The organism is Negativicutes bacterium, assembly GCA_021372785.1.
GTDB lineage: Bacteria > Bacillota > JAAYKD01 > JAAYKD01 > JAAYKD01 > JAJFTT01.
In genome coordinates this window covers 1-3,907 of the sequence record JAJFTT010000040.1, presented here as the reverse complement: position 1 = coordinate 3,907, position 3,907 = coordinate 1, and the positions used below count along the sequence as shown (strand labels likewise).

General features: G+C 50.3%; 4 protein-coding genes. 1 reads left to right on the top strand and 3 read right to left on the bottom strand.

The genetic code is table 11. The annotated features are described in order from the left end of the window. The first annotated feature begins 136 nt into the window (after positions 1–136). Positions 137–970, top strand: a complete 834-nt coding sequence (locus tag LLG09_05705; protein ID MCE5196607.1) for a carbon-nitrogen hydrolase family protein — start codon at positions 137–139, stop codon at positions 968–970. A gap of 81 nt (positions 971–1,051) precedes the next feature. Here LLG09_05705 and yfbR read toward each other — a convergent pair whose 3' ends face one another. The 3 genes from yfbR to LLG09_05690 all read right to left on the bottom strand — a co-directional run. Then, complete coding sequence (gene yfbR / locus LLG09_05700) at positions 1,052–1,654, bottom strand: 5'-deoxynucleotidase (protein ID MCE5196606.1); 603 nt, start codon at positions 1,652–1,654, stop codon at positions 1,052–1,054. A 28-nt stretch (positions 1,655–1,682) separates the two neighbouring features. Next, entirely contained in the window at positions 1,683–2,618 is a 936-nt protein-coding gene (locus LLG09_05695; GenBank protein ID MCE5196605.1) for a hypothetical protein, read from the bottom strand. 10 nt (positions 2,619–2,628) lie between these two features. Beyond that, positions 2,629–3,907, bottom strand: a 1,279-nt coding sequence (locus tag LLG09_05690) for an ABC transporter ATP-binding protein/permease (protein MCE5196604.1), incomplete at its 5' end; no start/stop codon positions are given.

Genomic DNA, 3,907 nt, shown 5'->3' with positions numbered 1-3,907 from the left:
ACTGCAAAGGACTGTGGTTGGAGCCTTTTTGAAACCGTCGTGCGGTAGGAGCTGAAACCAATCCACAGCATCCCTTACAGTGTAGCACAAAGACCTTGGAGTGGGTCTCAAAACTACTACTATATAATACGAGGAGCTGATTATTCTGAAAATTGCTTTGATTCAAATGCAGAGCAGCTTCGATAAAACAGAAACAATCCGGCATGCCTGCGCCTTGATTCGCCAGGAAGTATCAGCCGGCGCGGAAATCGCGGTGCTGCCGGAAATGTTCTGCTGTCCTTATGCCACCCGCTATTTTCGAGCTTACGGCGAATCCCAGGGAGGAGAGGCTCAAACGGCTCTGTCTAGTTTGGCTGCCGAACTGGCTGTGATGATCGTGGCGGGTTCCCTGCCGGAACTGGCAGGGGAGCGCGTCTACAACACTTCCTTTGTTTATGACCGAACAGGCAAGCAGATTGCCAGACACCGCAAGATGCATCTATTCGATATTGATATCCGGGGCGGTCAGCAGTTCTGTGAGTCGGAGGTTTTGAGTGCGGGCAATCAAGTGACTGTTTTCCCCACGCCATGGGGGAAAATTGGTCTCTGCATTTGTTTTGATATCCGGTTTTCGGAGCTTTTCCGTTTGATGGCTCTGGAGGGAGCCGAACTGGTCATCGTTCCTGCCGCTTTTAATATGACGACAGGACCGGCGCACTGGCAGCTGCATTTTCGGGCCAGAGCGCTGGATAATCAGCTCTTTACGATCGGTGTCTCTCCCGCAAGGCAAAAAGACGGCTGTTATGTGGCTTACGGTCATAGCATTGCCGTGGATCCCTGGGGAAACCTGCTTTACGAGGCAGGCAGCGAAGAAACGACTCACACCCTGGAAATTGATTTCGGGCAAGTCCGTTCGGTACGGCAGCAGCTGCCCATCCTCTCCGCGCGGCGCAGCGATATCTATGAGTTGAAGCTGAAAGCAGAAACTTAAAATGAACCAAAAAAAAAGCAAGCCCGTGAACTCTGCAAAACAGAGACCGAGCTTGTTTTTTTTTGCTGAGAACGTAAAATTCTATTCCGGAACAACAGCGTTCTCAGCGTTCAGTTCGTCCAGACTCAGGTTGAAGCCGGGCACAAAATGTTCCATAAAATAGTCGACTTCAGGCGCCTGTAAGCGCTGCAGGTCGTGCAGGATGCTTTCTTTGGCATTGCTAAACTCCAGATTACCTGCTTTTACCTCTTCCACGCATTTCAAATAGGCAGAAATTTTATCCGCATATTTCACAATTTTCCAGGACTCCTGATCGGCATCCGTGTGAAAAAGCAGAGAAGCATAGTCCTGTTTGAATGCGCCGGGAACCATCCTGAAAAGCCGTTCGTTGGCCATTTGTTCCAGCCTTTTGTAGGCATCCCTGATTTCATCGTTGTAGTATTTGATCGGTGTTGCCATGTCGCCGGTGATTACCTCACTTGCCTCATGATAGACTGCCAACAGCGTGATACGTTCCGGATCGAGTGAGGCCTGCTCATATTTGTTTTTAATCAAAGCAAGGGCATGTGCAATCATAGCTACCTGCAAAGAATGCTCCTGGATGTTTTCTTCTTTGCTGTTGCGCATCGTGTTCCAGCGATTGATGTATTTCATGCGGCTTAAGTAAGCGAAAAAATTACTCATCATATTCTCCTTCGGTTTCCTTTTGATCTCATTCAGAACTGACTTGAAATGAGGGATTGCGGATAACGACATCCCAGTGAATCGGCGCCTGGTTGCAGCCACCGTAAAACAGATTATCGCCGATCCCAAAATGGCAGGTTCCTAAAATACTTTCATCGATTCCGATCAATCCGGTTGGCTGCATCACGGAAAGACCATATCCCAATTCCACGACACACTGACAATTCCGGTTTAATTTGCTGAATTCCTCTGTCAGCAAGCCGGCAAAGAGGCCTCCGGAAAACTGTTCAATGGAGCCGTTTTTGACTTTTATGGTCAACGGTTCCCGGACCAAACCAAAAGGCTGCAGCAAATCAGCCCGCAAGCGCAATTCTCCCACGGTCAAATCAACGACGATCAGACCATTGGCTGACTCTTCTTCGATCGCAGTATAGATTTCCGCGGCAGGCAAATAGGCGTAATCCTGTGTTTCTGTAAAACGATAAGGCAAGGCTGTAAATCCCCGCGTACGCAGCGTAAGATCGGTTCCTCCGGGTGCGGTCAGCCGAATGGTTCGATTGGCTGCGTTTGTTTTTAAGTTTGCTTCCAAAGCGGAAATTTGCGCGGGCGGAGTGTGCAGTCCGCTCGCCAAAGATGCTTCATCGATACCGGGGCGAATCATCACATAGTTCGCGGCAAGTCCCTTTGGCTTCTGAAAGGCCGGAAATAAGCGGTTGGCGCCGCGCAGATATCCCGGCACCGAAAGCAGGATTACCAATAAATCGTCAGGACCAAGCGGCGGCAGCTCAGCCAACGTTTGCAAACAAAGCAAATCCAAATTAAGCAGCTTGAAGCGACCCAAAGCCGGTTTGTTGTCCGCTGCCAAGCGGGCTGCCAGGCTAGCCTGGTGCTGATCGGTCACGATTACCAGATTTGCAGGAGCGGGCAGCGGGCACCAGACGGTAGTCAGGGGAGAGAGATCCATGTCGCGCCTCCTAAACGATAAAATCAGAGATCATTTTTTCCTGCTGCGCATACTGTGTTTCATAAAGCCGGCGATAGAGTCCGTCTGGATTTTGCAGCAAAGTCAAATGAGTGCCGACTTCCTGAATTTGGCCGTGATCGATCACCATAATCAAATCGGCATTGCGTATGGTGGAAAGCCGATGGGCGATGATGAACGATGTCCGGTCTTTCAGGATGGTCGCCAGGGCTTTCTGAATCAGCAACTCGGTTTCGGTATCGATGCTGGAGGTCGCTTCATCCAGGATTAAAATCCGTGGATTCGCCAGAATCGCCCGGGCAAAGGCGATCAATTGGCGCTGACCGGTAGAAAGTGTGTTGCCGCGCTCTTCCGTGACGGAAGCGTACCCCAACTCCATTTTCTGAATAAAGTCATGCGCATGAGCTGCTTTTGCCGCAGCCTCGATCTCTGCTTCGCTTGCCTCCGGTTTGCCATATCGAATATTCTCACCAATCGTACCGGAGAAAATAAACGTATCCTGCAGGACAATTCCCAATTGACTGCGCAGCGACTGCAGTGTGACATCCCGTAAATCATGACCGTCAATCCGCACCGCACCTGCGGTGGGGTCATAAAATCGGGAGATCAGATTGATGATGGTAGATTTACCGGCGCCGGTGGGACCGACCAAAGCGACGTTGCTGCCGGGTTTGACCAGAAAGGAAACATCATGCAAAACAGGACGGTCGACCTGATAAGCAAAGGTCACATGATCGAATTCAACTTCACCGCGAATTGCCGGCAGGGGAATGGCCTGCGGCAGGTCCTGCACCAGGGGAGGAAAATCCAAAAATTCAAAAACACGTTCCGCAGAAGCATTGGCAGACAGCAATTGACTGTAAAATTTGGAGATGGTGGAAAGGGGAGCCCAGAATTTATTCAGGTAAGTGTAGAAGGCGTAAAGCGTGCCAAAACTTAAAGTTCCTGCGATGATCCGCTTGGAGCCAAAGAAAAAAACCAGTGCGGTGGCGACGGCACTGGTGATATCGATCACCGGCCAGGCCAAAAGCTCCACGAATGCCGCATTCAAGTAAGATTCACGATACCGTTCATTCAGCGCGGCAAATTTGCGGGTATTGATTTTTTCACGGGAGAACGCCTGAATCACCTGCATGCCGGTGATCGTTTCATTGAGGTGCGCCGTGATAGAGGAACCGATTCGGCGGTAATGCATCCAAAGGCCTTTCAGCGGTCCCTGTTCGACATAAACAAAGAAGGCAATGAATGGGATCAAGGCAAAAGAAATCAAA

Excerpts from the sequence above, each read along its gene's own strand:
- yfbR (MCE5196606.1), bottom strand. The coding sequence starts at position 1,654 with ATGAGTAATTTTTTCGCTTACTTAAGCCGCATGAAATACATCAATCGC.
- LLG09_05695 (MCE5196605.1), bottom strand. The coding sequence starts at position 2,618 with ATGGATCTCTCTCCCCTGACTACCGTCTGGTGCCCGCTGCCCGCTCCT.